At 70.4% G+C, this 25,730-nt stretch carries 21 protein-coding genes and 1 tRNA gene; 20 read left to right on the plus strand and 2 right to left on the minus strand.

Features of this window, described 5'->3' with window-relative positions:
• The first annotated feature begins 15 nt into the window (after window positions 1-15).
• The 5 genes from rpmG to C892_RS0116280 all read left to right on the plus strand — a co-directional run bounded on the left by rpmG (window position 16) and on the right by C892_RS0116280 (window position 3,275).
• Window positions 16-180: a 50S ribosomal protein L33 gene (rpmG, locus tag C892_RS0116260; protein ID WP_026124401.1), complete on the plus strand. Its 165-nt coding sequence runs from the start codon at window positions 16-18 to the stop codon at window positions 178-180.
• A gap of 71 nt (window positions 181-251) precedes the next feature.
• Window positions 252-740 (plus strand): MaoC family dehydratase N-terminal domain-containing protein, encoded by a 489-nt coding sequence (locus C892_RS0116265; RefSeq protein WP_017538040.1) that lies wholly within the window; start codon window positions 252-254, stop codon window positions 738-740.
• Window positions 737-1,165 (plus strand): MaoC family dehydratase, encoded by a 429-nt coding sequence (locus tag C892_RS0116270; protein ID WP_017558069.1) that lies wholly within the window; start codon window positions 737-739, stop codon window positions 1,163-1,165. Before C892_RS0116265 ends, C892_RS0116270 begins: the two co-directional genes overlap by 4 nt.
• Window positions 1,166-1,296: 131 nt before the next feature.
• The gene (locus C892_RS0116275) at window positions 1,297-2,370 is read left to right on the plus strand and encodes a UDP-N-acetylmuramate dehydrogenase (RefSeq protein WP_017558070.1); all 1,074 of its coding nucleotides are present in this window, start codon (window positions 1,297-1,299) and stop codon (window positions 2,368-2,370) included.
• 311 nt (window positions 2,371-2,681) lie between these two features.
• A complete protein-coding gene (locus C892_RS0116280) occupies window positions 2,682-3,275 on the plus strand; it encodes a TMEM165/GDT1 family protein (RefSeq protein ID WP_017558071.1) in 594 nt (197 codons plus the stop codon).
• Here the strand turns inward: C892_RS0116280 and C892_RS0116285 are convergent.
• Both C892_RS0116285 and C892_RS0116290 read right to left on the minus strand, forming a co-directional pair.
• The gene (locus C892_RS0116285; protein WP_017538036.1) at window positions 3,245-4,336 is read right to left on the minus strand and encodes an adenosine deaminase; all 1,092 of its coding nucleotides are present in this window, start codon (window positions 4,334-4,336) and stop codon (window positions 3,245-3,247) included. The genes C892_RS0116280 and C892_RS0116285 overlap by 31 nt on opposite strands.
• A 121-nt stretch (window positions 4,337-4,457) precedes the next feature.
• The gene (locus C892_RS0116290) at window positions 4,458-5,666 is read right to left on the minus strand and encodes a pyridoxal phosphate-dependent aminotransferase (protein ID WP_017558072.1); all 1,209 of its coding nucleotides are present in this window, start codon (window positions 5,664-5,666) and stop codon (window positions 4,458-4,460) included.
• 173 nt (window positions 5,667-5,839) lie between these two features.
• Between C892_RS0116290 and C892_RS0116295 the strand changes: the two genes are divergently transcribed.
• The 15 genes from C892_RS0116295 (at window position 5,840) to rpsJ (ending at window position 25,717) form a co-directional block, all read left to right on the plus strand.
• Window positions 5,840-5,912 (plus strand) — tRNA-Trp (locus C892_RS0116295).
• Window positions 5,913-5,964: 52 nt separating this feature from the next.
• On the plus strand, window positions 5,965-6,231 hold the full coding sequence (gene secE, locus C892_RS0116300; protein WP_017558073.1) for a preprotein translocase subunit SecE: 267 nt from the start codon (window positions 5,965-5,967) through the stop codon (window positions 6,229-6,231).
• A gap of 126 nt (window positions 6,232-6,357) precedes the next feature.
• Window positions 6,358-7,140: a transcription termination/antitermination protein NusG gene (gene nusG, locus C892_RS0116305; RefSeq protein WP_026124403.1), complete on the plus strand. Its 783-nt coding sequence runs from the start codon at window positions 6,358-6,360 to the stop codon at window positions 7,138-7,140.
• A 209-nt stretch (window positions 7,141-7,349) separates the two neighbouring features.
• Window positions 7,350-7,781 carry a 50S ribosomal protein L11 gene (rplK, locus tag C892_RS0116310; protein WP_017538032.1) on the plus strand — a complete coding sequence of 144 codons (432 nt, stop codon included), beginning with the start codon at window positions 7,350-7,352 and terminating at the stop codon, window positions 7,779-7,781.
• A gap of 67 nt (window positions 7,782-7,848) precedes the next feature.
• Window positions 7,849-8,550 (plus strand): 50S ribosomal protein L1, encoded by a 702-nt coding sequence (gene rplA, locus C892_RS0116315; RefSeq protein WP_017558075.1) that lies wholly within the window; start codon window positions 7,849-7,851, stop codon window positions 8,548-8,550.
• A 384-nt stretch (window positions 8,551-8,934) separates the two neighbouring features.
• Complete coding sequence (gene rplJ / locus C892_RS0116320; protein WP_017538030.1) at window positions 8,935-9,459, plus strand: 50S ribosomal protein L10; 525 nt, start codon at window positions 8,935-8,937, stop codon at window positions 9,457-9,459.
• A 60-nt stretch (window positions 9,460-9,519) separates the two neighbouring features.
• Window positions 9,520-9,909: a 50S ribosomal protein L7/L12 gene (rplL, locus tag C892_RS0116325; protein WP_017538029.1), complete on the plus strand. Its 390-nt coding sequence runs from the start codon at window positions 9,520-9,522 to the stop codon at window positions 9,907-9,909.
• A gap of 542 nt (window positions 9,910-10,451) precedes the next feature.
• Window positions 10,452-13,919, plus strand: a complete 3,468-nt coding sequence (rpoB, locus tag C892_RS0116330; protein ID WP_017538028.1) for a DNA-directed RNA polymerase subunit beta — start codon at window positions 10,452-10,454, stop codon at window positions 13,917-13,919.
• 34 nt (window positions 13,920-13,953) lie between these two features.
• Entirely contained in the window at window positions 13,954-17,829 is a 3,876-nt protein-coding gene (locus C892_RS0116335) for a DNA-directed RNA polymerase subunit beta' (RefSeq protein ID WP_017538027.1), read from the plus strand.
• A 182-nt stretch (window positions 17,830-18,011) separates the two neighbouring features.
• The gene (locus C892_RS0116340; RefSeq protein WP_026124404.1) at window positions 18,012-20,426 is read left to right on the plus strand and encodes a DUF4190 domain-containing protein; all 2,415 of its coding nucleotides are present in this window, start codon (window positions 18,012-18,014) and stop codon (window positions 20,424-20,426) included.
• Window positions 20,427-20,933: 507 nt separating this feature from the next.
• Complete coding sequence (gene rpsL, locus C892_RS0116345; protein WP_017538026.1) at window positions 20,934-21,305, plus strand: 30S ribosomal protein S12; 372 nt, start codon at window positions 20,934-20,936, stop codon at window positions 21,303-21,305.
• Between the two features lie 2 nt (window positions 21,306-21,307).
• On the plus strand, window positions 21,308-21,778 hold the full coding sequence (gene rpsG / locus C892_RS0116350; RefSeq protein WP_017538025.1) for a 30S ribosomal protein S7: 471 nt from the start codon (window positions 21,308-21,310) through the stop codon (window positions 21,776-21,778).
• A 45-nt stretch (window positions 21,779-21,823) separates the two neighbouring features.
• Window positions 21,824-23,938, plus strand: coding sequence for an elongation factor G (gene fusA / locus C892_RS0116355; protein WP_017538024.1), 2,115 nt, complete (start codon window positions 21,824-21,826; stop codon window positions 23,936-23,938).
• A gap of 53 nt (window positions 23,939-23,991) precedes the next feature.
• Window positions 23,992-25,185: an elongation factor Tu gene (tuf, locus tag C892_RS0116360; protein ID WP_017538023.1), complete on the plus strand. Its 1,194-nt coding sequence runs from the start codon at window positions 23,992-23,994 to the stop codon at window positions 25,183-25,185.
• A gap of 223 nt (window positions 25,186-25,408) precedes the next feature.
• Window positions 25,409-25,717, plus strand: a complete 309-nt coding sequence (gene rpsJ / locus C892_RS0116365) for a 30S ribosomal protein S10 (protein WP_013156110.1) — start codon at window positions 25,409-25,411, stop codon at window positions 25,715-25,717.
• Window positions 25,718-25,730 lie beyond the last annotated feature (13 nt).

Genomic DNA, 25,730 nt, shown 5'->3' on the forward strand with positions numbered 1-25,730 from the left:
GAAAGGCACTCCGACGTGGCTGCCACTGACGTGAGGCCGAAGATCACCCTGGCCTGCCAGGAGTGCAAGCACCGCAACTACATCACGCGGAAGAACCGTCGGAACCACCCCGACCGTCTCTCGCTGAAGAAGTTCTGCCCCAACTGCCGGCGGCACAACGAGCACCGCGAGACCCGTTAACCGCGGAAGAGCAGCGCACATGGCCCAGTGAGCCCCGGCTCGCTGGGCCATACGTGTGAGAGAAGGAGCCCATGGCGATCAACCGTGCCTTCCTCGGCCGCGCCTACCCCGCGCCCGAGCCCTACGAGGTCACCCGCGGGAAGATCCGCGAGTTCGCCGAGGCCGTCGGCGACCCCAACCCGCTCTACAGCGACCCGGCCACCGCCCGCGACGAGGGCCACCCCGACGTCGTGGCGCCGCCCACGTTCCCCATCGTGCTGGGCATGGCCGGCGCCGGGCGCGCCGTCACCGACCCCGAGCTGGGCCTGGACTTCTCCATGGTGGTCCACGGGGAGCAGCGCTTCCGCTACACCAGGCCGGTGCGGGCCGGGGACGTGCTGGACGCGGTGACCCGGATCACCGACATCCGCAGCCTCGCGGGCAACGAGCTGATCACCCTGGAGAGCGAGATCACCGACCCCGAGGGCGCCCACGTGGTCACCGCGGTCAACATGCTCGTGGTCCGCGGCGCCGCGGACGGGGCCGGGGCGACGTCCGAGGCGAAGGAGGGGGACGCGTGACCGCCGCCGTCCGCTACGACGAGGTCGAGGCCGGGACCGAGCTCGGCGAGCGCACCTTCCCCGTGCGCCGCGTCGACCTGGTCCGCTACGCCGGGGCCTCCGGCGACTTCAACCCCATCCACTGGAACGACCGCACCGCCAAGGCGGTCGGCCTGCCCGGCGTCATCGCCCACGGCATGTTCACCATGGCCGAGGCCGTGCGCCTGGTCACCGACTGGGTCGGCGACCCCGGCGCGGTCGTGGAGTACGGCACCCGCTTCTCGGCCCCCGTGGTGGTGCCCGACGACGACGAGGGGGCCGAGATCACCGTCTCCGGGGTCGTTAAGGAGAAGCGCGGGGACAACCAGGTCCTCGTCGCCCTGACCGTGCGCTCGGGCGGCACACGGGTGCTGGCCCGCCCCACCGTCGTCGTCCGCCTCGCCTGATCGACCCCGCGTTGTTGATCTCGGGGAAGTCGGCCTTGAGAGGGTCCTGATAAGGCCGACTTCCCCGAGATCAACGCGAAAGGGCCGGCCGGTGATGTCCGGTCGTCCGACAGCCTCTGAGAGGGATCCCCGTGTCCGCTGCACCCGCCGCCGGTGTCCGGCTGGCCGACCACACCACCCTGCGCCTGGGCGGCCCGGCCGCCCGGTTCGTCTCCGCCGCCACCACCGGTGAGCTCACCGCCGCCGTCGCCGAGGCCGATGCCGCCGGCGGCCCCCTGCTGGTGCTCGGCGGCGGCAGCAACCTCGTCGTCGCCGACGAGGGCTTCGCGGGCACGGTGGTCCTGGTCGGCACCGGCGGGGTGCGGACCGAGGCCGGGAGCGCCGAGGGCACCGTCCGGGTGCGCGCCGAGGCCGGCGTGGAGTGGGACGGGCTCGTCGAGCGGTGCGTCGCCGACGGCCTCAGCGGCGTCGAATGCCTCTCCGGCATCCCCGGGCGGGTGGGCGCCACCCCCATCCAGAACGTCGGCGCCTACGGGCAGTCCGTCTCCGAGACCGTCGCCGAGGTCGTCGTGTACGACCGCGAGCGCGGCGAGCGGCGCGCCATGGCCCCCGCCGAGTGCGGCTTCGCCTACCGCGACAGCGTCTTCAAGGGCTCCGACCGCTACGTGGTCTGCGAGGTCGTCTTCGAGCTGGAGTCCTCCGCGCTCAGCGCCCCCGTGGCCTACGCCGAGCTCGCCCGGCGCCTGGGCGTCGGGCAGGGCGAGCGGGTCCCCGCCGCCGACGCCCGCGCCGCCGTGCTGGAGCTCCGCCGCGGCAAGGGCATGGTCCTGGACCCCGACGACCCGGACACCCGCAGCGCCGGCTCGTTCTTCACCAACCCGATCCTCACCGAGGCCGAGTTCGAGGACCTGCGCAAGCGCGCCGCCGACCTCCTCGGCCCCGGCGCCGAGCCGCCCGCCTTCCCCGAGGCCGGCGGCCGCGTCAAGACCTCCGCCGCCTGGCTGATCGACAAGGCCGGCTTCTCGAAGGGCCACGGCTCGGGGCCGGCGCGGATCTCCACCAAGCACACCCTGGCCCTGACCAACCCCGGCGGCGCCACCACCGGCGACCTGCTCGCCCTGGCGCGCGAGGTGCGCGCGGGCGTGGCCGACCGCTTCGGCGTCACGCTGGTCAACGAGCCCGTCATGGTGGGCGTGCGGCTCTGACCCGCGCGGCCCCGCCCGCCCCTCCCAAAAAGGAAGTTGGGGGCGGCCAACTTCATTCTTCGCCGAATTTCCCACTCGCGGGAAGGCGTCTCCATGAATTGTGTTCGGAATTTCGCCCGTCCTAGGGTCGAAACAGCCGAAGGGGAGTAGTCCCCAATCCCCGCCGTCGACACACTGGCCGGGCCCCGTGCCCGGCCCGGCCGCGGGAGCCCGCCGCACGGGCGGACGAGACCTTCGGCCCGGTAACGGACGCCACCGGGCCGAAAGGGCGTCCCCTCGCGCCCCGGCCCACCGGGCGAAAGGCGGACCGAATGGATTTCCTCCCCGCGCTGGCGGCGGGCACCGTGGTGGTGTTCCTCGCCGAGATGGGAGACAAGACGCAGCTGGTGGCGCTCTCCCTGGCCAGCCGCTACCGCTGGTGGACCGTCCTGGCCGGGATCACCGCCGCCACCGTCGCGGTGCACGGGCTCAGCGTCCTGCTGGCCGAGGCCGCCGGCCTGGCGGTCCCCACCGAATGGGTCACCCTCATCGCGGGCCTGGCCTTCATCGGGTTCGGGCTGTGGACCCTGCGCGGCGACGAGATGACCGAGGCCGACGAGCGGCGCGCCGCCTCCCGGCGGGTCCGGTCGGCCTTCCTCACCGTCGCCACCGTCTTCTTCGTCGCCGAACTGGGCGACAAGACCATGCTCGCCACCGTGACCGTGGGCACCCAGTACCACTGGCTGCCGGTCTGGATCGGTTCCACCGTCGGCATGGTCGCCGCCGACGCCATCGCCATCGCCCTGGGGGCGGTGCTCGGCAAGAAACTCCCCGAGCGGGCCGTGCAGATCGCTGCCGCCGTCCTGTTCTTCCTGGCCGGGGGCGCGATGACGCTTCAGGGCGCGTTGACGCTGTCGGGGCTGTGACCGGTGCCGCCTCCGGACGCCCCCTCCCGCGCGCCGGGCTCCCCGGGGGAGCGGGACAGCCATTCGTCCACCCCGGCGAGCATCTCCTTGCGCAGCCACTCCGGCGCGCCCGACCCCCGGATCGACATCCGCGCCAGCTCCGCCAGCCCGGTGTCGCCGAACCCGAAGACCGACCGCGCGATCTCGTACTGCTCGGCCAGCCGGGGCCCGAAGAGCAGCGGGTCGTCGGCGCCGAGGGCGATCGGGACGCCCCCGTCGAAGAGCCGCCGCAGCGGCACGTGCGCCACGTCGGAGACCACGCCCAGGCTCACGTTGGAGGAGGGGCACACCTCCAGCGTCACCCCCTGCGTGGCGATCCGCTCCACCAGGTAGGGGTCGTCCACGGCGCGCACCCCGTGGCCGACGCGGTCGGCGGCGAGCTCGTCCAGGCACTCGCGCACGCTGCGCGGCCCCTGCAGCTCGCCCCCGTGCGGCGCGGACAGCAGCCCCGCGCGCTTGGCGATGCGGAAGGCGCCCTCGAACTCCAGGGCGCGCCCCCGCCGCTCGTCGTTGTTCAGCCCGAAGGACACCACGCCCTTGTCGGCGTACTGCCGGGCCAGGCGCGCCAGCGCCTTGGCGTCCATCGGGTGCCGGGTGCGGTTGGCCGCCACCATCAGCCCGATGTGCACCCCGGTCTCCCGCTCGGCGGCGCGGGCCGCGTCCAGGACCAGCTCCAGGGCGGCGGTGAGACCGTCGAACCGGGCGGCGTACCCGCTGGGGTCGACCTGGATCTCCAGCCAGCGCGCCCCGGCGGCCGCCTCGTCCTCGGCCGCCTCCCGCAGCAGCCGGCGGATGTCCTCCGGCTCGCGCAGGACCGACCGGGCGATGTCGTAGAGCCGCTGGAACCGGAACCAGCCGCGCTCGTCGGCCGCGCTCAGGTGCGGCGGCCACTCCTCGGCCAGGGCCTGGGGGAGGTGGACCCCGTGCCGCGCGGCGAGCTCCACGAGCGTGGAGTGGCGCATGGAGCCGGTGAAGTGCAGGTGCAGATGGGCTTTCGGCAGCAGCGCGATGGGGCGTTCCATGACGCAATGGTGCCGTATCGGCGCGGGCGCCGCCCGGTGCCTCGTGCGAAATGAGACGCGCCGCACGCCCCGGAGGAGGGCGTGCGGCGCGTCGCGTCGGGTCCGGCGGCCGGTGGGCGGCTCAGGCGGCCTCGCCCAGCAGCTTCTGGATCCGGCCCACGCCCTCGGCCAGGTCGGCGTCGCCGAGCGCGTAGGACAGCCGCAGGTAGCCCGGGGTGCCGAAGGCCTCGCCGGGGACCACCGCGACCTCGGCCTGTTCCAGGATCAGCTTCGCCAGCTCGGCGGAGTCCTGCGGCCGCACGCCGCGGATCTCCTTGCCCAGCAGCCCCTTGACCGAGGGGTAGGCGTAGAACGCGCCCTGCGGCTCCGGGCAGACCACGCCGGGGATGTCGCCCAGCATCCGCACGATGGTGCGGCGGCGCCGGTCGAAGGCCTCGCGCATGCGCTCCACCGCCGACAGGTCGCCGGTGACCGCGGCCAGCGCCGCGGCCTGGGAGACGTTGGCCACATTGGAGGTGGCGTGCGACTGCAGGTTGGAGGCGGCCTTGACGACGTCCTTGGGGCCGATCACCCAGCCCACCCGCCAGCCGGTCATGGCGTAGGTCTTGGCGACGCCGTTGACGACCACGGTGCGGTCGGCCAGCTCGGGGACCTCCACCGGCATCGAGGAGAACCGGGCGTCCCCGTAGACGAGGTGCTCGTAGATCTCGTCGGTCATCACCCACAGGCCCGCCTCGGCCGCCCAGCGGCCGATCCCGCGCACCTGATCGGGGGTGTACACCGCGCCGGTCGGGTTGGAGGGGGACACGAACAGCAGCACCTTGGTGCGCTCGGTCCGGGCCTGCTCCAGCTGCTCGACGGTGGCCAGGTAGCCGGTGGACTCGTCGGTGACCACGTAGCGCGGAACGCCGCCGGCCAGCTTGATCGACTCGGGGTAGGTGGTCCAGTACGGGGCGATGACGATGACCTCGTCGCCCGGGTCCAGCAGCGTGGCGAAGGCCTCGTAGATCGCCTGCTTGCCGCCGTTGGTGACGAGCACCTGGGAGGGCTCCACCTCGTAGCCGGAGTCGCGCAGCGTCTTGGCGGCCAGCGCCTCCTTCAGCTCGGGCAGCCCGCCCGCCGGGGTGTAGCGGTGGAAGCGCGGATCACGGGCGGCCTCGACCGCCGCCTCCACGATGTAGTCGGGGGTCGGGAAGTCCGGCTCGCCGGCGCCGAAGCCGATCACGGGGCGGCCCTCGGCCTTCATGGCCTTGGCCTTGGCGTCCACGGCGAGCGTCGCCGACTCGGAGATGCCGCCGATGCGTTGCGAGATACGAGGTCGGTCACTCATGGGCCCATCGTTGCACGCGGTGAGCGGGTCCGGCCCGCTCGGGTTGGCCCGCAGGGCCGATAGGCAATAGACTCAGGCGACCCGGCGGGGCGGACGCGTACGGCGGAGCGGTGGCTCCGGGTGCGCATCCGGGCGCGGAACCGGCTATGGTGGGTACCGCGCGGACGCCGCGAAGGGCAGTGGCTCAATTGGTAGAGCACCGGTCTCCAAAACCGGCGGTTGGGGGTTCGAGTCCCTCCTGCCCTGCAAGGACAGATGTGGATGAGGTGCGCATCGGACCCGACACTAAGGACCTCTGGTGACTCAGACCAACGCCGACGCCAAGCCCGGCAAGGAGCCCCAGCGTCGTACCGGTCCGGTGACCTTCACCCGCCAGGTCGTCGGGGAGCTGCGCAAGGTCCGCTGGCCTACGCGCCGCGAGCTCATCACCTACACGATCGTCGTGATCGTCTTCGTTGTCATCATGGTCGGCTACGTCTCGCTCCTCGACTTCGGCTTCGGCGAGGCCGTCACCTGGCTCTACGGGACGCTCGGGAGCAGCGGCGGCGAGCAGGCCCCCCTCTAGCGCCCCTCCCGCCCCGGCCGCGCCTGGTCACGGTGCGCCCTGTGACGCCGTAAGCTGGCAGGACCGGCACCGGCCGCCACGCGCGCGGGTGCCCGGCGGGCGTAACCGACGAGAGAAAGAGCAGCCGTGTCCGAGTCCCCACTGACCTCTGGCGACCTCCCGGAAGAGGACCTTGATCAGGTGTCAGAGGAAGAGGCCGGCCAGCGCGCCGAGGAGGAGCAGCAGGAGCCGGGCGCCGAGGACGGCGCCGAGGGCTCCGGCGGCCCCGAGGCCGAGTCCCAGGCCGAGGGGGAGGCCGACGAGGCCCCCAGGCTCGACCCGGTCGAGGAGTTCAAGATCGAGCTCCGGCTGCTTCCCGGCGACTGGTACGTCGTGCACACCTACGCGGGCTACGAGAACCGCGTGAAGGCCAATGTCGAGAGCCGCACCCAGTCGCTCAACATGGAGGACTACATCTTCCAGGTCGAGGTGCCCACCCAGGAGGTCACCGAGGTCAAGGGCGGCAAGCGGCAGCAGGTCACCGAGAAGGTGCTTCCCAGCTACGTCCTGGTGCGCATGGAGCTGACCGACGAGTCGTGGTCGGCCATCCGCAACACCCCGGGCGTCACCGGCTTCGTGGGCCTGTCCAACCGGCCGGCGCCGCTGAGCGTCCAGGAGGTCGCCGACCTGCTGGCGCCCGAGGCGGAGGAGGAGCCGGAGCAGGCCAAGCAGGGCGAGCGGCCCGAGCCGCGCGGCGACGTCGCCTACGAGGTGGGCGAGTCGGTCACCGTGATGGAGGGGCCCTTCGCCACGCTCCCGGCGACCGTCAGCGAGATCAACCCCGACACCCAGAAGCTCAAGGTGCTGGTCTCCATCTTCGGCCGCGAGACCCCGGTGGAGCTGGGCTTCAACCAGGTCTCCAAGATCTGAGCACCGCTCGCCCGGACCGCGGGCGGCCGTGCCCCGCCGCCCGCGCGAGCACGTAGACTTGGTGGGTCCGCCTTCTGGGCGGACCCACCGCGCTCTGCCCAGCGCAGGGCCCCTGTCGGCCCCGCTCCGCGCGGTCCGTGCGCCCTGCGCACACCCTCCGGCGCGCCCGAGGGGCCGAGAAGCAACGCAGATCAGGCAAAGGACCCGATATGCCTCCGAAGAAGAAGAAGATCGCGGCGCTCGTCAAGGTTCAGCTGCCCGCGGGCCAGGCCACCCCGGCCCCGCCCGTCGGTACCGCGCTGGGCCCGCACGGCGTCAACATCATGGACTTCTGCAAGCAGTACAACGCTGCGACCGAAGCCCAGCGCGGGAACGTCATCCCCGTAGAGATCACCATCTACGAGGACCGCTCGTTCTCCTTCATCACCAAGACCCCGCCGGCGCCCAAGCTGATCATGAAGGCCGCCGGCGTCGACAAGGGCTCCACCGACCCGGGGCGCACCACGGCCGGCAGCATCAGCGCCGACCAGATCCGCGAGATCGCCCAGACCAAGCTGCCCGACCTCAACACCGACGACGTCGAGGCCGCCAGCAAGATCGTCGAGGGCACCGCCCGCTCCATGGGCTTCGTGATCAAGTAGCCCCCGCCGTCGACCGTGGCAGGGTCCTGCGCGGCCCGCTCACCACACATCTCGTCAGGAGAACCGCATGAAGCGCAGCAAGAACCACCGCAAGGCCAGCTCCCTGGTCGACCGCGACCGCCTCTACGGGCCGGTCGACGCGATCAAGCTGGCCAAGGAGACCTCCACCGCCAAGTTCGACGCCACCGTCGAGGTGGCCCTGCGCCTGGGCGTCGACCCGCGCAAGGCCGACCAGATGGTCCGCGGCACCGTCAACCTTCCGCACGGCACCGGTAAGACCGCTCGGGTCCTGGTCTTCGCCACCGGCGAGAAGGCCGAGGCCGCACGTGCCGCGGGCGCCGACTACGTCGGAGACGACGACCTGGTGCAGGAGATCCAGAACGGCTTCCTCGACTTCGACGCCGTGGTGGCCACGCCGGACCTGATGGGCAAGGTCGGCCGCCTGGGCCGGGTTCTGGGCCCCCGCGGCCTGATGCCCAACCCCAAGACCGGGACGGTCACCCCGGACGTGGCCAAGGCCGTGTCCGACATCAAGGGCGGCAAGATCGAGTTCCGTGTCGACCGGCACAGCAACCTGCACTTCATCATCGGCAAGGCCTCCTTCGCCGAGGAGCAGCTGGCGGAGAACTACGCCGCCGCCCTGGAGGAGGTCCTGCGGCTCAAGCCGTCGGCCGCCAAGGGGCGCTACATCAAGACCGCGAACATCACCACCACGATGGGCCCGGGCATCCCGGTCGACCCGTCGGTGACCCGCGTCGCCGCCGAGTAGCCTCGGCCCCCTGCTCTGGGCCCCGGACCGCGTGCGGTCCGGGGCCCAGCCGTTTCCCCCGGTCGTGCCGCCCGGTCCCCGGCCCGCGCCGGTGTGCCTCCGCCCACATCTTCCGGCGCACGTGCCGGGGCGCTTTCCGGATGCCCTAAGATGGTGAGTGCCGAAGACCGCCGGTCGCCGCCCTCAGGGCGGCCCAAGGTCCCGACGAGGTCGGGCGGCCTGCGCAGGTGTGATGTGAGCTCTTCCGATACGTGTGCGCGATCCCCGGATCCGTGCGTCCTCGGTCGTGCCCCGCGCCCCTGCGCCGGGGCTTTTTTCATGCCGCGCCCGCCCGCCTCGCCCAGGTCCCTGGAACCCCCGGCGTTCACTGTTGGAAGGAGTCCCATGGCGAGGCCGGATAAGGCAGCCGCGGTCGCCGAGCTCACCGAGGAGTTCACGAGCTCCCAGGGCGCCGTGCTTGCCGAATACCGGGGGCTCAGTGTGGCGCAGATGGGCAAGCTGCGCCGCAGCCTCGGCCAGAACGCGCGGTTCCGCGTCGTGAAGAACACCCTCGGCAAGATCGCGGCCAAGGAGGCCGACCTTGACGAGAAGGCCCTCGAGATGTTCGAGGGGCCGTCGGCCATCGCCTTCGTCCGCGGTGACGTGGTCGAGGCGGCCAAGGGCCTGCGTGACTTCGCGAAGGAGAACCCGCCTCTGGTGATCAAGGGCGGCTACATCGACGGCAAGACGATGGGCCCCGAAGAGATCACCAAGCTGGCCGACCTTGAGTCCCGCGAGGTCATCCTCGCGAAGCTGGCGGGCGCCCTCAAGGCCAAGCAGGGCCAGGCCGCCGCCACGTTCGAGGCCCTCCCGCTCAAGTTCGCTCGCCTCGCGCAGGCGCTGCAGGACAAGAAGTCGGACGAGGCCTAAGACGACCATGGCACGGCGCCGAGGGGCGCGCGTGTTCGGGAAGAAAGAGAGATCGCAATCATGGCGAAGCTCAGCAACGAAGAGCTCCTCGGCGCCTTCGAGGAGATGACCCTTCTCGAGCTCTCCGAGTTCGTCAAGCTGTTCGAGGAGAAGTTCGACGTCGAGGCCGCCGCTCCGGCCGCCGTCGTCGCCGCCGCCCCGGGTGCCGGCGACGCCGGTGCCGCCGAGGAGGAGGAGAAGGACGAGTTCGACGTCATCCTCGAGTCGGCCGGCGACAAGAAGATCCAGGTCATCAAGGAGGTCCGCGGCCTCACCAGCCTGGGCCTGAAGGAGGCCAAGGACCTGGTCGACAACGCCCCCAAGCCGCTGATGGAGGGCGTCAACAAGGAGAACGCCGACAAGGCCAAGGAGGCCCTGGAGGGCGCCGGCGCCACCGTCACCCTCAAGTAGGGCCGAGCGGCCGCCCCGCACGCGGGGCCGCCGCGCCGCAGGGAGGCCGTCCCGGAACACCGGGGCGGCCTTCCTCGTTCCACCGGGCGCGCCTCCGCGCCGCCCGTCGCCGCCGCTCTTTGCCCGCGTTCGACCGACCCTTGGAAGTGAAGATTCCTTCCCCGATGTCTCCTCCCTCACACCCGCCCTGTCCTGTGGGACCTCTCACGGGCATCGGGCGAGGCCGCCAGGCCCCTCCGGGCTTGACGGATCCGCCTGAGGGAGCGATGCTGCGTGGTGTCGTGACTGACTCCGGGGGATGCGGTTGGACAGCGGTGTAGTATTCGGCTACACTGCCCTTTTGCGCTGCCCTTTGACGACCCCTGTGCCGGTGTCCGTGCGTTCCGCGCCCTGATCACCCGTGGTCTCGGCCCACCGACTGCACGTGCCACCTCGACGGCGGAGGCCACCGGGAGCCCCGGAGGCTTCCCCCATCGAACAACGACCCGGGTCGTCCGGCGTGCGCGCGCATCAACCGCCACAAGCCTTCGGAAGGACCCCTGTTGGCAGCCTCGCGCAACGCCTCCGCTAACGCCCTTGGTCCGAACCGCGTTTCGTTCGCCCGCATCCACGAACCGCTCGAGGTCCCCGACCTTCTCGCGCTGCAGACCGAGTCCTTCGACTGGCTGCTGGGCAACGAGAAGTGGCGCGCCCGAGTCGAGGCCGCCCTCGAGGCGGGCCGCAAGGACGTTCCGGAGCAGTCCGGTCTCGAAGAGATCTTCGAGGAGATCAGTCCGATCGAGGACTTCTCGGGCACGATGTCGCTGTCGTTTCGCGACCATCGGTTCGAGCCGCCCAAGTACTCCGAAGAGGAGTGCAAGGACAAGGACATGACGTACTCCGCGCCGATGTTCGTCACCGCGGAGTTCATCAACAACGACACCGGCGAGATCAAGAGCCAGACGGTCTTCATGGGCGACTTCCCGCTCATGACCGTCAAGGGCACCTTCATCATCAACGGCACCGAGCGTGTCGTCGTCTCGCAGCTGGTCCGCTCTCCGGGCGTGTACTTCGACCGGCAGGTCGACAAGACCTCCGACAAGGACCTGTTCGGCTGCAAGGTCATCCCGTCCCGCGGCGCGTGGCTGGAGTTCGAGGTCGACAAGCGCGACTTCGTCGGCGTCCGCATCGACCGCAAGCGCAAGCAGGCGGTCACCGTGCTGCTCAAGGCGCTCGGCTGGACCACCGACCAGATCCTGGAGCGCTTCGGCCACTACGAGTCCATCCGCAACACGCTGGAGAAGGACCCCACGGCCGGCACCGACGACGCGCTGCTGGACATCTACCGCAAGCTGCGCCCGGGGGAGCCCCCGACGAAGGAGTCGGCGCAGGCCCTGCTGGAGAACCTGTACTTCAACCCCAAGCGCTACGACCTGGCCAAGGTCGGCCGCTACAAGATCAACAAGAAGCTCGGGCTGGACACGGACTTCACCCAGGGCACCCTGACCGAGGACGACATCGTCGCCACGGTCGACTACCTGGTGCGGCTGCACGCCGGCGAGGAGTCGATGGACACCGCGATCGGCGAGCGGCCGATCGAGACCGACGACATCGACCACTTCGGCAACCGGCGCCTGCGCACGGTCGGCGAGCTCATCCAGAACCAGGTCCGGCTGGGCCTGGCCCGGATGGAGCGCGTCGTCCGCGAGCGCATGACCACCCAGGACGTCGAGGCGATCACGCCGCAGACGCTGATCAACATCCGGCCGGTCGTCGCCTCCATCAAGGAGTTCTTCGGCACCAGCCAGCTGTCGCAGTTCATGGACCAGACCAACCCGCTGGCCGGGCTGACCCACAAGCGCCGCCTCTCGGCGCTGGGCCCGGGCGGTCTGTCCCGTGAGCGCGCGGGCTTCGAGGTCCGCGACGTCCACCCGTCGCACTACGGCCGCATGTGCCCCATCGAGACGCCGGAAGGCCCGAACATCGGCCTGATCGGCTCGCTGGCCGGCTACGGGCGGGTCAACTCCTTCGGCTTCGTCGAGACGCCCTACCGCAGGGTCGTCGACGGGCGGGTCACCGAGGAGGTGGTCTACCTGACCGCCGACGAGGAGGACCGCTACGTCATCGCCCAGGCCAACACCCAGGTGGAGGCCGACGGCACGTTCAGCGAGTCCCGGGTGCTCGCGCGCACCAAGGGCGGCGAGTTCGAGGCCGTCGCCGGCGGCGAGGTGTCCTTCATGGACGTCTCCCCGCGCCAGATGGTCTCCGTCGCCACGGCGATGATCCCGTTCCTGGAGCACGACGACGCCAACCGCGCGCTCATGGGCTCCAACATGCAGCGCCAGGCGGTGCCGCTGCTGCGCGCCGAGGCGCCGAAGGTCGGCACCGGCATGGAGTACCGCGCCGCCACCGACGCCGGCGACGTGGTGCTGGCCGAGAAGGCCGGCGTGGTCGAGGACGTGACCGCCGACTACATCACGGTCATGGACGACGAGGGCGGCCGCAAGACCTACCGCCTGGGCAAGTTCCGCCGCAGCAACCAGGGCACCTGCTTCAACCAGCGCCCGGTCGTCGACGAGGGCGTCCGGGTCGAGGCGGGCCAGGTCCTGGCCGACGGCCCCTCGACCGACCAGGGCGAGATGTCGCTGGGCAAGAACCTGCTCGTGGCGTACATGTCCTGGGAGGGCCACAACTACGAGGACGCCATCGTGCTGTCCCAGCGGCTGGTCCAGGACGACGTCATGTCCTCGATCCACATCGAGGAGCACGAGGTCGACGCCCGCGACACCAAGCTGGGCCCGGAGGAGATCACCCGCGAGATCCCCAACGTCAGCGAGGAGGTCCTCGCCGACCTGGACGACCGCGGCATCATCCGGATCGGCGCCGAGGTCGTCGACGGCGACATCCTGGTCGGCAAGGTCACCCCCAAGGGCGAGACCGAGCTGACCCCGGAGGAGCGCCTGCTGCGCGCCATCTTCGGTGAGAAGGCCCGCGAGGTCCGCGACACCTCCCTGAAGGTGCCGCACGGCGAGTCCGGCAAGGTCATCGGCGTGCGCGTGTTCAGCCGCGAGGAGGGCGACGAGCTGCCGCCCGGCGTCAACGAGCTGGTCCGCGTCTACGTGGCGCAGAAGCGCAAGATCACCGACGGCGACAAGCTGGCCGGCCGCCACGGCAACAAGGGCGTCATCGCCAAGATCCTGCCGCAGGAGGACATGCCGTTCATGGAGGACGGCACCCCGGTCGACATCGTCCTCAACCCGCTGGGCGTGCCCGGCCGGATGAACGTCGGCCAGATCATGGAGATCCACCTGGGCTGGATGGCGGCCAACGGCTGGCAGGTCGACGACGGGCCCGAGGAGTGGAAGCAGCGGCTGCGCGCCATCGGCGCGGGGGAGGTCCCCCCGGGCAGCACCGTGGCCACCCCGGTCTTCGACGGCCTGCGCGAGGACGAGATCACCGGCCTGCTCCAGGCGGTGCTCCCCAACAGCGACGGCGACCGCCTCATCAACGCCGACGGCAAGGCCGTGCTCTACGACGGCCGCACCGGTGAGCCGTTCGACGAGCCGATCGCGGTGGGCTACACCTACTTCCTGAAGCTGCACCACCTGGTGGACGACAAGATCCACGCCCGTTCCACCGGTCCGTACTCGATGATCACCCAGCAGCCGCTGGGCGGCAAGGCGCAGTTCGGCGGGCAGCGCTTCGGAGAGATGGAGGTCTGGGCGCTGGAGGCCTACGGGGCCGCGTACGCGCTGCAGGAGCTGCTCACCATCAAGTCCGACGACGTCCTGGGCCGCGTGAAGGTGTACGAGGCCATCGTCAAGGGCGAGAACATCCCGGAGCCCGGCATCCCCGAGTCCTTCAAGGTGCTCATCAAGGAGATGCAGTCGCTCTGCCTGAACGTGGAGGTGCTGTCCAGTGACGGTATGTCCATCGAGATGCGAGACACCGACGAGGACGTCTTCCGTGCGGCGGAAGAACTGGGTATCGACCTGGGTCGGCGCGAGCCGAGCAGCGTCGAAGAGGTCTGACTTCCGCAAGCTTCGAGAGCAGGGGACGAATTAAGTGCTCGACGTCAATTTCTTCGACGAGCTGCGCATCGGCCTGGCCACGGCCGACGACATCCGCCAGTGGTCGCACGGTGAGGTCAAGAAGCCGGAGACGATCAACTACCGCACCCTGAAGCCGGAGAAGGACGGGCTCTTCTGCGAGAAGATCTTCGGCCCGACCCGGGACTGGGAGTGCTACTGCGGTAAGTACAAGCGGGTCCGCTTCAAGGGCATCATCTGCGAGCGCTGCGGTGTCGAGGTCACCCGGGCCAAGGTGCGCCGCGAGCGCATGGGCCACATCGAGCTGGCCGCTCCCGTGACCCACATCTGGTACTTCAAGGGCGTTCCCAGCCGCCTGGGCTACCTGCTGGACCTGGCCCCCAAGGACCTCGAGAAGATCATCTACTTCGCCGCCTACATGGTGACGTGGGTGGACAACGAGGCCCGCGAGCGCGACCTGGCCTCCCTGGAGGCCCAGGTCTCGGTCGAGCGCCGGCACCTGGAGCAGCGCCGCGACTCCCAGGTCGAGGAGCGGCACAAGAAGCTCGAGGCCGACCTGGCCGAGCTGGAGGAGCAGGGCGCCAAGGGCGACGCGCGGCGCAAGGTCCGCGAGTCGGCCGAGCGCGAGATGCGCCAGATCCGCGACCGCGTGCAGCGCGAGATCGACCGCCTCGACGAGGTCTGGAACCGCTTCAAGGGCCTGAAGGTCCAGGACCTTGAGGGCGACGAGATGCTCTACCGCGAGATGCGGGACCGCTTCGGCAAGTACTTCCGCGGCGGCATGGGCGCCCAGGCCATCCAGGAGCGCCTTGCCAACTTCGACCTCGACGCCGAGGCCGAGAAGCTGCGCGAGACCATCCGCAGCGGCAAGGGCCAGAAGAAGGCCCGCGCCCTCAAGCGGCTCAAGGTCGTCTCGGCGTTCCTGAACACCCGCAACAGCCCGATGGGCATGGTGCTCGACTGCGTCCCGGTGATCCCGCCGGACCTGCGCCCCATGGTCCAGCTGGACGGCGGGCGGTTCGCCACCTCCGACCTGAACGACCTGTACCGCCGGGTCATCAACCGGAACAACCGGCTCAAGCGCCTGCTCGACCTGGGCGCTCCCGAGATCATCGTCAACAACGAGAAGCGGATGCTGCAGGAGGCCGTCGACGCGCTGTTCGACAACGGCCGCCGCGGCCGCCCGGTCACCGGGCCGGGCAACCGTCCGCTGAAGTCGCTGTCCGACATGCTCAAGGGCAAGCAGGGCCGGTTCCGGCAGAACCTGCTGGGCAAGCGCGTCGACTACTCCGGCCGTTCGGTCATCGTCGTCGGCCCCACGCTCAAGCTGCACCAGTGCGGCCTGCCCAAGCAGATGGCGCTGGAGCTGTTCAAGCCGTTCGTGATGAAGCGCCTGGTCGACCTGAACCACGCGCAGAACATCAAGAGCGCCAAGCGGATGGTGGAGCGGTCCCGCCCGGTGGTCTGGGACGTCCTCGAAGAGGTCATCACCGAGCACCCGGTGCTGCTCAACCGTGCGCCCACGCTGCACCGCCTGGGCATCCAGGCCTTCGAGCCGCAGCTGGTCGAGGGCAAGGCCATCCAGATCCACCCGCTGGTGTGCACCGCCTTCAACGCCGACTTCGACGGCGACCAGATGGCGGTCCACCTGCCGCTGTCCGCCGAGGCCCAGGCCGAGGCGCGGCTGCTGATGCTGGCCACCAACAACATCCTCAAGCCCTCCGACGGCAAGCCCGTCACCATGCCCACCCAGGACATGATCATCGGGCTGTACTACCTGACCACCCTCAAGGAGGGCGGCAAGGGCGAGGGCCAGGCCTACAGCAGCCCGTCCGAGGCCATCATGGCCTACGACGGCGGGGAGCTGGACCTGCAGGCCATGGTGCGGCTGCGGGTGCCCGGCGACGTGGTGCCGCCGGCCGACTGGGAGGCCCCCGAGGGCCACGTCCCCGGCGAGCCCTACATGCTCCAGACGACCCTGGGCCGGTACCTGTTCAACGAGACCACCCCGGCGGACTACCCGTTCGTCAACTACCAGGTGGGCAAGAAGCAGGTCTCGGCGCTGGTCAACGAGCTGGCGGAGAACTACCCCAAGGTGCAGGTGGCCACCACGCTGGACGCCTTCAAGGACGCCGGCTACAAGTGGGCCACCCGCTCCGGGCTGACCATCGGCATCGGGGACGTGCTCACGCCGCCGCGCAAGGACGAGATCATGGAGTCCTACGAGCGCCAGGCGGACAAGATCCAGCGCGAGTACGACCGCGGTCTGATCACCGACGACGAGCGCCGCCAGGAGCTCACCGAGATCTGGACCAAGGCGACCAACGACGTCGCCAAGGAGATGGAGGACAACTTCCCCGCCGACAACCCGGTGTGGATGATGGTCCAGTCGGGTGCCCGAGGCAACCCGATGCAGGTCCGCCAGATCGCCGGTATCCGCGGCCTGGTCTCCAACACCAAGGGTGAGACGATCCCGCGTCCGATCAAGGCCTCCTACCGCGAGGGCCTGTCGGTGCTGGAGTACTTCATCTCCACGCACGGCCAGCGCAAGGGCCTGGCGGACACGGCGCTGCGCACCGCCGACTCCGGGTACCTCACCCGGCGCCTGGTGGACGTGGCCCAGGACGTCATCGTCCGCGAGGTCGACTGCCACACCGACCGCTCGCTCTGGCACGAGGTCGGCGAGAAGAACGCCGCCGGCACCGTGGTGCGCAAGCACAACGTGGAGAACACCGGCTTCGGCCGGACCATCGCCGAGGACGTCGTGGTCGACGGCGAGGTGCTGCTGCCCGCGGGCACCGACACCTCCGAGGGCGTCATCGACAAGCTGGTCGAGGCCGGCGTGGAGCGGGTGCGCGTGCGCTCCTCGCTCACCTGCGAGGCCAAGATCGGCGTGTGCAGCGCCTGCTACGGCCGCTCCATGGCCACCGGCAAGCCGGTGGACGTCGGTGAGGCGATCGGCATCATCGCGGCGCAGTCCATCGGTGAGCCCGGCACCCAGCTGACCATGCGGACCTTCCACATGGGCGGTTCGGCCGGCCAGGACATCACCCACGGTCTGCCGCGTGTCACCGAGCTCTTCGAGGCCCGCATCCCCAAGGGTGTGGCGCCCATCGCCGAGCTCGACGGGCGGATCCGCATCGAGGAGACCGAGAAGAGCCGGAAGATCATCCTGATCCCGAACGACGGCTCGGACGAGATCTCCTACCCGGTGCCGATGCGCGCCCAGCTCCTGGTGGAGGAGGGCTCGCACGTCACCGTGGGCCAGCAGCTCATCCAGGGCGCGATCAACCCGCACGAGGTGCTCCGCATCCAGGGCCCGCGCGCGGTGCAGCAGCACCTGGTCAACGAGGTGCAGGAGGTCTACAAGTCGCAGGGCGTCTCGATCCACGACAAGCACATCGAGATCATCGTGCGGCAGATGCTCAAGCGGGTGAACATCCTGGAGTCGGGCGACACCGAGCTGCTGCCCGGCGAGATGGTGGACCGGCCCAAGTTCGAGTCGGTCAACCGCCAGGTGGTGGCCGAAGGCGGTCAGCCCGCCGCCGGCCGCCCGGTCCTGCTGGGCATCACCAAGGCCTCGCTGGCCACCGAGTCGTGGCTGTCGGCGGCCTCCTTCCAGGAGACCACCCGGGTGCTCACCGAGAACGCCATCCACGGCAAGAGCGACCCGCTGGTGGGCCTCAAGGAGAACGTCATCATCGGTAAGCTCATCCCGGCCGGTACCGGTATGCCGCAGTACCGCAACGTCCGGGTCGAGCCGACCGAGGAGGCCAAGGCCTCCATGTACTCGGTCGCGGGCTACGAGGAGCCCAGCGAGTACACGTTCGGCCAGGGCACCGGTGAAGCGGTGCCGCTGGAGGAGTACGACTTCGGGCCCTACAACCGGTAGGGCCGGATCCCGCCCCGGCGGGACGGAGTTCGGAGAGATCGGTTGACCGATCCGGTGACGGCGGTGGCCCATCCCGCGCGGGATGGGCTGCCGCCGTTCGCTGTGTCCGCTGGGCCCGCCGGGTCCGCGCGGATCTGTCAGGGGAGTCGAGCGCACATGCGCGGTCGGGAGAACGAGGACCAGTGACGGACAACGGGGGAGGGCGGTACCGACCGCCCGACGAGGAGTCTCGGCCCGCGGACGACGCGGGCTCGTGGTTCACGCCCAGCGGCGACCGGTACCGCACCCAGGCCGGCTACCAGGACCCCTACGAGGAGGGCGGCGAGGCCCAGGAACCGGGGGCACCGGGCGCACCGGGCGCACCGGGCGCACCGGATGCGCCGGGCGGTTCCGACCGGCCGACCGGGGTGTTCCCGGCCGGCGGCGGCTACCCGAGCACCGGCTACCCGAGCACCGGCGGGCAGCGCCCGCCGATGGCCGAGCCCTACCCGTCGGCCCTGGACGGCCCGCTCGCGGGCGATGCGCCCGCACCGCCGCCGATGCCGCCGCCCACCGGTGCACCGGTGGGCCGGCCGTACACGCCCGAGGCCGAGGCGCCCCCGGCGCCCGAGCGCCCCGACGGCGTGGAGCCGGGGTCGGGCGCCTGGCCGTCCGCGGCCTCCTTCGGCACCGCCCCGGACGGCCCGCGGCAGCCGCCGCGCCCCGAGCCGGAGGCCGAGCCGTCGCCCGAGCCCGAGGCGCCGGTGTGGAACGTGGAGACCGGCGCCTGGCCGTCCGCGGCCTCGGCCGCGCCCCCGGCCGACGGGGGCGGCGACGGCGCCGACGGCACCGACGGCACCGACGGCACCGACGGCACCGACGGCGGAGCCGGGGCGCCCGCGGCGTTCACCGGCGGCGGGTGGCCGAGCGCGGCCCCCGGCCCGGGGGAGTCGGACGGTCACGGGGAAGGACCGTCCGGCGCGCCCGGGAACGCCCCCCTGTCGGGTCCGCAGCCGCACCTGCCGCCCGAGCAGGCGGCTCCGAGCAGTGGTCTGAGCAGTGGTCCGAGCGGGAACACGTGGGCGTTCGGCGGTTCGGGGGAGCCGCCGAACGCCGCGTCCGCCCCTGCCCCTGCCCCGGAACCGGCTCCGGCTCCGGCACAGCCTCCGAACGACGGGGGAGCGGGCCACGGCGGCCTGGGCACCGGAAGCGGCAACACGTGGGCGTTCAGCAGGGACGACTACGACCTGCCCACGGACGTGCGCGACGCCGCGCTGCGCGCCGAGGAGCGCCGCCGGTCCGAGCAGGAGTCCGCCCGGGAGCCCTATATCCCGCAGGACACCTACCGGCAGGACGCCTACCGGCAGGACGCCTTCCGGCAGGAGCCCTACCCGCAGGAACCGGCGCCGCAGGACCCGTCCCTCCGGGAACAGGGCGGGTACGGCGACTACGACCCGCTCGCCCCCGGAGGCCCGTGGGCCGGCCGTGCCGCGCCGCCCCCGCAGGAGCCGCAGAAGCCGCAGGGCCCCGACCCGGTTCGGCCCCCGGCGGACGGCCTGGACCCGTCGGACCCGCTCGGGTCGATCGCCGCGCAGCAGCGTTCGGCCCGGGAGGCGGAGGAGGCCTACGGCGAGGCCCCCGCCGAGGACCGGTGGGGCGGCCCGCAGCAGTGGGGATCGGCGCCTTCGGGTGATGAGGAGTACGGTTCGGGTCCGGCTCAGGTGCCGGGTGCCTGGGGCTCGGAGGGGGCCCAGGGCCCGTCCTTCGAGGGGACGCAGGCGATGCCCTCGGTGGGCCGTGACGATCCGCTCGGCACCCCGGACCCGCTCGGCACGCCGGACCCGCTCGGCGGCCCGCAGCGGTGGGGGCCGGCGCCTTCGGGTGATGAGGAGTACGGTTCGGGTCCGGCTCAGGTGCCGGGTGCCTGGGGCTCGGAGGGGGCCCAGGGCCCGTCCTTCGAGGGGACGCAGGCGATGCCCTCGGTGGGCCGTGACGATCCGCTCGGCACCCCGCAGCAGTGGGGGACCGATCCGGCGGCCACGGCCCTTTCGGAGCAGGGGTACCCGGAGCAGGGGTACCCGGAGCACGGCCGCTCGGACCGGCGCTACGACGGCGCCTATGACGAAGGGCCCGAAGGGTACGGCGCCTACGAACAGGGCGGCCCCGGGCACGACGGCTACGACGGCGCCTACGACGGCGCTTACGACGACGGCTACGGGCACGACGACGGGCGCGTCCAGGACGGCGGCGGCGCCGGGCGGCGCGGCCGGCGGGACCGGCTGGCCGAGGAGTTCCCCGGCTTCGGCGACCGCCCGCCCGGCGGGAACGCCGGAGACGACTACCCGGGCTACGACGGCATCGACGACGTGTGGGCCGAGCCGGACACCGGCGCCGCCGCCGCGATGTGGCTCGGCGTCATCGGCCTGGTCCCCGGCATCGGCCTGTTCACCTCGATCGCGGCCGTCATCGTCGGTCCGCGCGCCGTGCGCCGGATCCGCTCCTCGCGCGGGGAGTACGAGGGCGAGGGCCAGGCGCGCACCGGGACGATCCTGGGCTGGGTCGGCCTGGGGCTGTTCCTCGTCGAGGCGGTCGCGGCGGCGGCCTTCCTGCTGCTTTAGGGGCCGTCGGAGCGGCGGCGCGGTCGGCGCCCGGTCCGGGCGCCGACCGCGCGGGGCCGGGGGTGATCCCGGTCGCACCGGTGCGGCGGTGCGCACATCAGGGGGGCCGCGGTCCGATAATGCGCCCGAGCACTGCCCGGGGGTCGTTACACTGGGAGACGACCTACGGCTGATATGAGGTCCGAGGAACAGCGGTACCCGAGGGGCCGGACCCGTTTTGACCGGGCACAACCCCTTCGGTACCCTTGACCTTCGTGCCCGTGAGCCAACGGGTCACAGCGCGTGCGCTCGTCGCGCCGCCCTTCGGGGCCGGTCGCGAGTCCGGCGCCGCGTGACACCTCCTCCCATGACATTCGACCGCCAGGTCGGGCGTATTCGGTGTCGGCCGTCCCCGGGACAGAGCCCGACACGCCCGGATGCGGGGGTCGGGGGGAACGGGAAATCCAGCAGGTCGATAGCGACAAGGCTACGAGAACCGGCGTAGGTCACGAGGAAGACGGAGACGCGGTGCCCACCATCCAGCAGCTGGTCCGCAAGGGCCGACAGGACAAGGTCGCAAAGAATAAGACCCCGGCGCTGAAGGGGAGTCCGCAGCGTCGTGGTGTGTGCACGCGTGTTTACACCACTACGCCCAAGAAGCCGAACTCCGCGCTGCGCAAGGTCGCCCGTGTGAAGCTGAGCAGCGGGATCGAGGTCACGGCCTACATCCCCGGCATCGGCCACAACCTGCAGGAGCACTCCATCGTGCTCGTGCGCGGCGGCCGTGTGAAGGACCTGCCGGGTGTCCGCTACCGGATCGTCCGCGGTTCGCTCGACACGCAGGGCGTCCGTAACCGCAAGCAGGCGCGCAGCCGTTACGGCGCTAAGAAGGAGAAGTAAGCATGCCGCGCAAGGGCCCGGCGCCGAAGCGCCAGCTGATCACCGACCCGGTCCACGGATCGCCGCTCGTCACCGCACTGATCAACAAGGTGCTGCTGGACGGCAAGCGTTCCCTCGCCCAGCACATCGTCTACGGGGCGCTGGACGGCGCGCAGGAGAAGACCGGTCAGGAGCCCCTGGTCGTCCTCAAGCGTGCGCTGGACAACGTCAAGCCCTCCCTCGAGGTCCGCAGCCGGCGCGTCGGCGGTGCCACCTACCAGGTCCCGGTCGAGGTCCGCGCCTCCCGGAGCACCACCCTCGCCCTGCGCTGGCTCGTCACCTACTCGCGCCAGCGCCGCGAGAAGACCATGACCGAGCGCCTGATGAACGAGCTGGTCGACGCGAGCAACGGGCTCGGCGCCAGCGTCAAGCGGCGTGAGGACACGCACAAGATGGCGGAGTCCAACAAGGCCTTCGCTCACTACCGCTGGTAATCCCCGCGGTCTACTCGATACCTGAGACCGAGAGAGACGAGCCACATGGCTACCACCGCTCTTGACCTTGCCAAGGTCCGCAACATCGGGATCATGGCTCATATCGACGCGGGCAAGACCACGACGACTGAGCGGATCCTGTTCTACACCGGTGTGACCCACAAGGTGGGCGAGGTCCACGACGGCGCCGCCACGATGGACTGGATGAAGGAGGAGCAGCAGAGGGGCATCACGATCACCTCTGCCGCCACCACCACCCACTGGGACGACTACACCATCAACATCATCGACACGCCCGGCCACGTGGACTTCACGTCCGAGGTCGAGCGGTCGCTGCGTGTTCTGGACGGCGCAGTCGCGGTCTTCGACGCCAAGGAGGGCGTGGAGCCGCAGTCGGAGCAGGTCTGGCGCCAGGCCGACCGGTACGAGGTGCCGCGCATCTGCTTCGTCAACAAGATGGACAAGATCGGCGCGGAGTTCCAGCGCTGCGTGGACATGATCCGCGAGCGCCTGAACGCCACCCCGATGGCGATTCAGCTGCCGATCGGCGCGGAGTCGGACTTCAAGGGCGTCATCGACCTGGTCCGCATGAAGGCCTACGTGTGGAACGCGGAGGCCAAGCTCGGCGAGGCCTACGACACGATCGAGATCCCCGACGAGTACGTCGACGCCGCCCGCGAGGCGCGCGACACCATGATCGAGACGCTGGCCGAGGCCGACGACGAGATCATGGAGCTCTACCTGGAGGGCACCGAGCCCACCATCGAGCAGATCGTGCCCGCCATCCGCCGCGCCACCATCGCCGGCACCGCGATCCCGGTCACCTGTGGTTCCGCGTTCAAGAACAAGGGCGTGCAGCCCCTGCTCGACGCGGTGGTCGCCTACCTGCCCGCTCCGGCCGACATCAGCGGCGTCCAGGGCCACGACCCCAAGGACGAGTCCGAGGAGCGTTCGCTCGTTCGCAAGCCCAGCCAGGAGGAGCCCTTCTCCGCGCTGGTCTTCAAGATCATGAGCGACCCGCACCTGGGCAAGCTGACCTACATCCGCGTCTACTCGGGCGTGCTCGAGGCCGGGACCCAGGTCCTCAACAGCCTCAAGGGCCGCAAGGAGCGCATCGGCAAGATCTACCGGATGCACTCCAACAAGCGCGAGGAGATCCAGAGCGTCGGCGCCGGCGACATCGTCGCCGTCATGGGCCTCAAGGACACCACCACCGGCGAGACCCTGTGCGAGCAGGCGAACCCGATCGTGCTGGAGTCCATGACCTTCCCGGTCCCGGTCATCGAGGTGGCCATCGAGCCCAAGACCAAGAGCGACCAGGAGAAGCTGTCCCTGGCGATCCAGCGGCTCTCTGAAGAGGACCCGACCTTCCAGGTCAAGACCGACGAGGAGACCGGCCAGACCATCGTGTCCGGCATGGGCGAGCTCCAGCTCGAGGTCCAGGTCAACCGGCTGCGGGACGAGTTCAAGGTCGAGGCCAACATCGGCCGTCCCCAGGTCGCCTACCGCGAGACCGTCCGGAAGAAGATCGAGAAGGTCGAGTACACCCACAAGAAGCAGACGGGTGGCTCGGGCCAGTTCGGTCGCGTCATCATCGACCTGGAGCCGCTCGCGGCCGACGGTGACGGTGACAGCGCCGGTTACGAGTTCGTCAACAACATCACCGGTGGCCGCATCCCGCGGGAGTACATCCCGTCGGTGGACGCGGGCTGCCAGGAGGCCGCCGAGTTCGGCGTCCTCGCCGGGTACCCGATCGTCGGGGTCAAGGTGACCCTGCAGGACGGCCAGTACCACGACGTGGACTCCTCCGAGCTCGCCTTCAAGGTCGCCGGTTCCATGGCGTTCAAGGACGCCGCCCGCCGGGCGAAGCCGGTCATCCTGGAGCCGGTCATGGCGGTGGAGGTCACGACGCCCGAGGAGTACATGGGCGACGTGGTCGGTGACCTGAACAGCCGCCGCGGTCAGATCCAGTCCATGGAGGAGCGCGGAGGCAGCCGGGTCGTCAAGGCTCAGGTGCCCCTGTCGGAGATGTTCGGCTACGTGGGGGACCTGCGCAGTCGGACGCAGGGCCGGGCCAACTTCACCATGGTCTTCGACTCCTACGCCGAGGTTCCCTCGAGCGTGCAGGAAGAGATCGTGGCCAAGGCCCGCGGTGAATAACCGCGAACACGTAACCAGTCAGCTAGCAACCCTGTACGTCTAGGAGAGATCCAGTGGCGAAGGCAAAGTTCGACCGGAGCAAGCCGCACGTCAACATCGGCACGATCGGGCACATCGACCACGGCAAGACCACGCTGACCGCGGCCATCACCAAGGTCCTGCACGACGCGTACCCGGAGATGAACCCGTTCACGCCGTTCGCGGACATCGACAACGCTCCTGAGGAGCGCGAGCGCGGCATCACCATCTCCGTCGCCCACGTCGAGTACCAGACCGAGGCGCGCCACTACGCGCACGTGGACTGCCCCGGCCACGCCGACTACGTGAAGAACATGATCACCGGTGCGGCGCAGATGGACGGCGCCATCCTGGTGGTCGCCGCCACCGACGGCCCGATGCCGCAGACCAAGGAGCACGTGCTCCTGGCCCGCCAGGTCGGCGTCCCCTACATCGTCGTCGCCCTGAACAAGGCCGACATGGTGGACGACGAGGAGATCTTCGAGCTCGTCGAGATGGAGATCCGCGAGCTCCTCAGCGAGTACGAGTTCCCCGGTGACGACGTCCCGGTCGTCAAGGTCTCCGCGCTCAAGGCGCTGGAGGGCGACGCCGACGCCGCCCAGGGCGTGCTCGAGCTGATGAACGCCGTCGACGAGAAGATCCCCGAGCCGGCGCGCGACACCGACAAGCCGTTCCTGATGCCGATCGAGGACGTCTTCTCGATCACCGGCCGCGGCACCGTCGTCACCGGCCGCATCGAGCGCGGTGTCATCAACGTCAACGAGACGGTCGACATCGTCGGCATCAAGGAAGACAAGCAGACCACCACGGTCACCGGCGTCGAGATGTTCCGCAAGCTGCTCGACCAGGGCCAGGCCGGCGACAACGTCGGTCTGCTGCTGCGCGGCACCAAGCGCGAGGACGTCGAGCGCGGCCAGGTCGTCATCAAGCCGGGCACCACGACCCCGCACACCGAGTTCGAGGGCCAGGTCGTCATCCTGTCCAAGGACGAGGGCGGTCGCCACACCCCGTTCTTCAACAACTACCGGCCCCAGTTCTACTTCCGGACCACCGACGTCACCGGCGTCGTCACGCTCCCGGAGGGCACCGAGATGGTGATGCCCGGTGACAGCACCGGCATGACCGTCCAGCTGATCCAGCCGGTCGCGATGGAGGAGGGCCTGAAGTTCGCCATCCGCGAGGGTGGCCGGACGGTGGGCGCCGGTCGCGTCACCAAGATCCTCAAGTAGAGGACGACCGTATGCGGCGGTCGGGCCGCCGACCGGCCCGGCCGCCGCACCATGAACGACGTCATCGGGCTCTGTAGCGGTGATGCACCTCAGGGGACAGCCCTGCAGCGGTTTCTCAGGTGAATAGAGCCAAACAACGACAGGGCGCCCCCTGACGGGGCCCGGGCCGGCTCGCCGGCACGGCGCCTCTACGGACACTGAAGCGAAGGACGAAAAGGCCACCATGGCGGGACAGAAGATCCGCATTCGGCTCAAGGCCTATGACCACGAGGTCATCGACAGCTCGGCTCGCAAGATCGTCGAGACCGTGACGCGGACCGGCGCGCAGGTCGCTGGCCCGGTGCCGTTGCCGACGGAAAAGAACGTTTACTGCGTCATCCGCTCTCCGCACAAGTACAAGGACTCGCGGGAGCACTTCGAGATGCGCACGCACAAGCGGCTGATCGACATCATCGACCCGACGCCGAAGACCGTCGACTCGCTCATGCGTCTCGACCTGCCGGCCGGCGTCGACATCGAGATCAAGCTTTAAGGGACGCACAGAC

It is taken from the genome of Nocardiopsis baichengensis YIM 90130, from assembly GCF_000341205.1.
In the GTDB taxonomy this organism is placed as follows: Bacteria; Actinomycetota; Actinomycetes; order Streptosporangiales; family Streptosporangiaceae; genus Nocardiopsis_A; species Nocardiopsis_A halophila.